Here is a 3,465-nt window from a genome sequence, read left to right as displayed (position 1 = left end):
GAGATTGTGTCCGGCTCCGACTTGTTCGTTGAGGGCGAAGCGGGGCGACGCCGAGAACATCGCGGCGATTTCAGCCAACGCCGCTGAATCGGACTGCCAGACTCGCTCGTGTTCGGCGACGCTGAACTGCATTGGGATGCGCACGCAAGCCGCCAGCGCCGGAAAGTCTTGGCGGGCCCAACTTGTCACCACCGCCTCCTCGTAGGCGGGAGCGGTCGAGGAGTTCGTGATCCCGCTGAGCACGTCGGGGGGATACAGCCGCGTGGGGTGCCACAACAGCTCACGCAGGCCCGCCGGTCGGTGATCGCGCGTTGCTGTCTTGAGCACCTCGCGGCTCGCAGGGTGATAGTGGCGGCCCGTGCCGGCCAGTTCGACGCCGAGCAGCTGGTCGCCGCGCTCGTCGGCGGCCATGCGGAGCGCCAACTCGCAACCGCCCGAATGTGCCATCACGAAAAGGCCGGCACCTCGCGGCCGCTCACCAAGAATGCGCTCGACAGCCGCATAGCCGAGGTTGACCCGCTGCTCGGGTTGGGCCATCGCCTCCGGGTACGGCCCAGAGGCGCCGTAGCCGGGCCGGTCCAGCGCTATCACGGTAAATCCCAAGGCGGCACCGAGCCGCAGCAAGGACAGCGACGGATGGCCGGGGCAGTCGAAATACAACGAGGTGGTGCCGCCGCCGTGCAAGGCCATCACCACAGCCCTCGGTTGAGCTACCTCGGCGACCAATCCCGACATCGGCACGCCGTCGACGTTGACGACGCGAGGGCGTGGATCAGAGTGGCTCACGCGTCGACCCGCAGCAGAAGTACACCGCTGGGCGTTAGGCCGCCGCTGCTGACCACGCCGACGCGCGCGCCGACAACTTGGCGGTCGCCGGCCTCCCCGCGCAGCTGGCTGACCGCTTCGTGCAGCAAACCCATGCCATGGGTGCGTCCGTGGGATAGCTGGCCGCCGTGCGTATTCAGCGGCAACAGACCGTCGCGGGCGATGTTCTTGCCGCCGCCCAGAAAGTCCTTGGCCTCACCGATTTCGCAGAAGCCCAACGCCTCGATCCACGACAGGCAATTCATGGTGAACCCGTCGTACAGTTCGGCGAGGTCGACGTCCGCCGGCGTCAGCGAGGTGCGCGACCACAGATGCGCCGACTGGCCCAACACCTGCGGCTCATGGGTCAAAGTGCTTTGGTCCCAGTCGATCCGCTCGATGATCTGCGTCCCGACCGCCTCCACCAGCACTGGCGGCTTGGCCAGGTCGCGGGCGGCGTCGACAGCGGACACGATGACGGCGATAGCCCCGTCACACGGCACGTCACAGTCGTACAGACCAAACGGCGTAGTGATCGGGCGCGCCCTGAGGTAGTCCTCCATCGTCATCGGCTCGCGATAGATCGCCGTCGGGTTCAGTTCGGCATTGGCGCGCTGGTTCAAGGCGATCCAACCCAGCGTCTCTTTCGTCGTGCCGTACCGATGCATGTGCCGCTGGGCGTTCTGTGCCAGCATGTGGGCCGCCGAGGTGGCGCCAAACGGCATCAGCCAGCTTGTCGTTCGACCGCCGGGTGGGGCGATCTTGCCCTGCTTGATCAGCTCGTTGTAGGTGGCCTCCCACAGCGTCCGGAAGCACAGCACATGCCGGGCCAGCCCGCCAGCGACCGCGAGCATGGCGGCGATCACCGATCCGCCCGGGCCGAAGGTCTCGATGCCGCCGTTGTGCCACGTCGGCCGGATTCCCAGCGCAGCCTCCAGCGCGGTGACTCCGCCCTCACCGAATCCGCCGAGATTGCCGCCGCCCGGATACGTTGACAGGCCGTCGATGTCGTCGAGTGTCAGGCCGGCATCGGCGATCGCGGCCTCACAAGCCTGCACGGTCAGCGTGAGCGGCGGGACCATCAACCGGCGACCGATGTCGGACATGCCGATTCCCGTGAGGGCCACCTTGTCTTCGAACTTCTCGTGGGTGAGCATGGGGCGTACGTATTCGCCGAAACTCTCCGGCGCGATCTCGTCGGCCGGCAACGCTTCGGGCTCCGTGCCGGCGAGGGGACGAAACAGCGGCAGCCAGACGTCTTCGGCCTGCTCGAAGACCACTTCCACCGGCTGGCCCAGCTGCAGCTGATCGGGATCGCACTCAATAATGTTGGTGGTCAGGCGAACGCGTGGGTCTTCAGCGATCGCCACCTGCGCCACCACATAGGGCGCCGGCAAGCCGGGCAGGCTGAACCGGTGGTTGACGGTGAAGCCGGCCAGCGTCGCGCGACCGGACACCACGCGCACGCCGAGGTTGTGCGAGCGGCAATACCGGCACACCGGCGCGGGCGGATGGATCAGCGCGCGGCAGTCTACGCATTCCTGGAAACGTAACTTCCCGTCGGCGCCAGAGGTCCAGAAGAATTCGTTGTCGTGTGTGAGCAGAGGCAGCGGGCGTCCGGTCAACGCGTGAACCCCCACTCCGCTTCGTTCTCTTCTGTTTTGAGATGCGCAGTGGGGTCATCCTCCGGACCGCTCGACGGCGGTCGGGTGTCGTGGGGCCGGTACTCGCCGATCTCCATGATCGCGTGCACCGGGCAGTCCAGCAGCGCCCGCATGACTGCGTCGTGGTCCTCGTCGGCGACGGTGCCGTCCCCGGTCAGCGACGCGTATCCCCAGTCGTCGAGCGAAAAGTACTTCGGCGCATGCTTGGCGCAAATGCCGAAGCCGTCGCAGATGGTGCGGTCCAGGCGGATCGTCATGCGTTCGGTCATGCCGGTTCTACCTCGTAAGGCCGATCGGCACGAAATACACCGAGACGGCAAGACTGGCAAGCGTTATCGAGATGGCGCTCCACCGCGTGCGGAAATTGATCCAGCAGGCTGGCCGCCATGTTTGTAGCGGCATCGAGAGTCGCACACGCACCGCGACCACGCAGCGTCACCGACCAGCGCCGCAGTCGGGCAAGATCCTCGGTAGTCGCCGCACCGTCACGCAACGCCCCGGCGACGGCTGCCATCGCCGCAGTGCCGTTGAAACACGACCCGCACTGGCCGGCGTTCTCACGGTCGAAATACGCCAACACCGACGCGGCCACCGCCACCGGGCAGTCGTCAGTCAGCAGCGAGATCGCGCCGGCTCCCAGCCCGCTGCCGAGCCCCCGCAGCGTCTCGTAGTCCAACGTGGCGTCGAGCACAACGCGGTTAAGCAAGCCGGCGAAATAGCCGCCCATCAACACACCCCGCACCTGCTCAGTCGAAACACCGTGCAGCGCGAGTACTTCTGTAAAAGGCAGGCCGAAAGGCAACTCATAGAGACCCGGGGGTCGTCCCGCGCCGCTGAGCGTCAGCAAAAAGGTGCCCGGCGACATTTCGGTGCCCTGAGCGCGAAACTCTGCCGAGCCGTGCCGTTGCAGATACGGCAGGTTGGCCAGGGTTTCGACGTTGCTCACCAGGGTCGGTCGCCCGCCGACGCCCTCTTCGAACGGGCGCGGCGGCTTGTC

The 3,465-nt window shown here is 66.6% G+C and carries 4 protein-coding genes; all 4 read right to left on the bottom strand.

Annotation, left to right across the window (positions count from 1 at the left end; genetic code table 11):
• Positions 1-735, bottom strand: a 735-nt coding sequence (locus VFA16_RS11095; protein ID WP_414687693.1) for an alpha/beta hydrolase, incomplete at its 3' end; no start/stop codon positions are given.
• Between the two features lie 47 nt (positions 736-782).
• Positions 783-2,444 carry a thiolase C-terminal domain-containing protein gene (locus VFA16_RS11090; protein WP_324967851.1) on the bottom strand — a complete coding sequence of 554 codons (1,662 nt, stop codon included), beginning with the start codon at positions 2,442-2,444 and terminating at the stop codon, positions 783-785.
• Complete coding sequence (locus VFA16_RS11085; protein WP_324967853.1) at positions 2,426-2,725, bottom strand: ferredoxin; 300 nt, start codon at positions 2,723-2,725, stop codon at positions 2,426-2,428. The genes VFA16_RS11090 and VFA16_RS11085 overlap by 19 nt, the downstream gene beginning before the upstream one ends.
• 8 nt (positions 2,726-2,733) lie before the next feature.
• Positions 2,734-3,465, bottom strand: a 732-nt coding sequence (locus tag VFA16_RS11080; RefSeq protein WP_324967850.1) for an NADH-ubiquinone oxidoreductase-F iron-sulfur binding region domain-containing protein, incomplete at its 5' end; no start/stop codon positions are given.

It is taken from the genome of Mycobacterium sp. (assembly GCF_035653355.1).
Classification (GTDB): domain Bacteria; phylum Actinomycetota; class Actinomycetes; order Mycobacteriales; family Mycobacteriaceae; genus Mycobacterium.
This window is presented reverse-complemented; position numbering and strand designations above follow the sequence as displayed.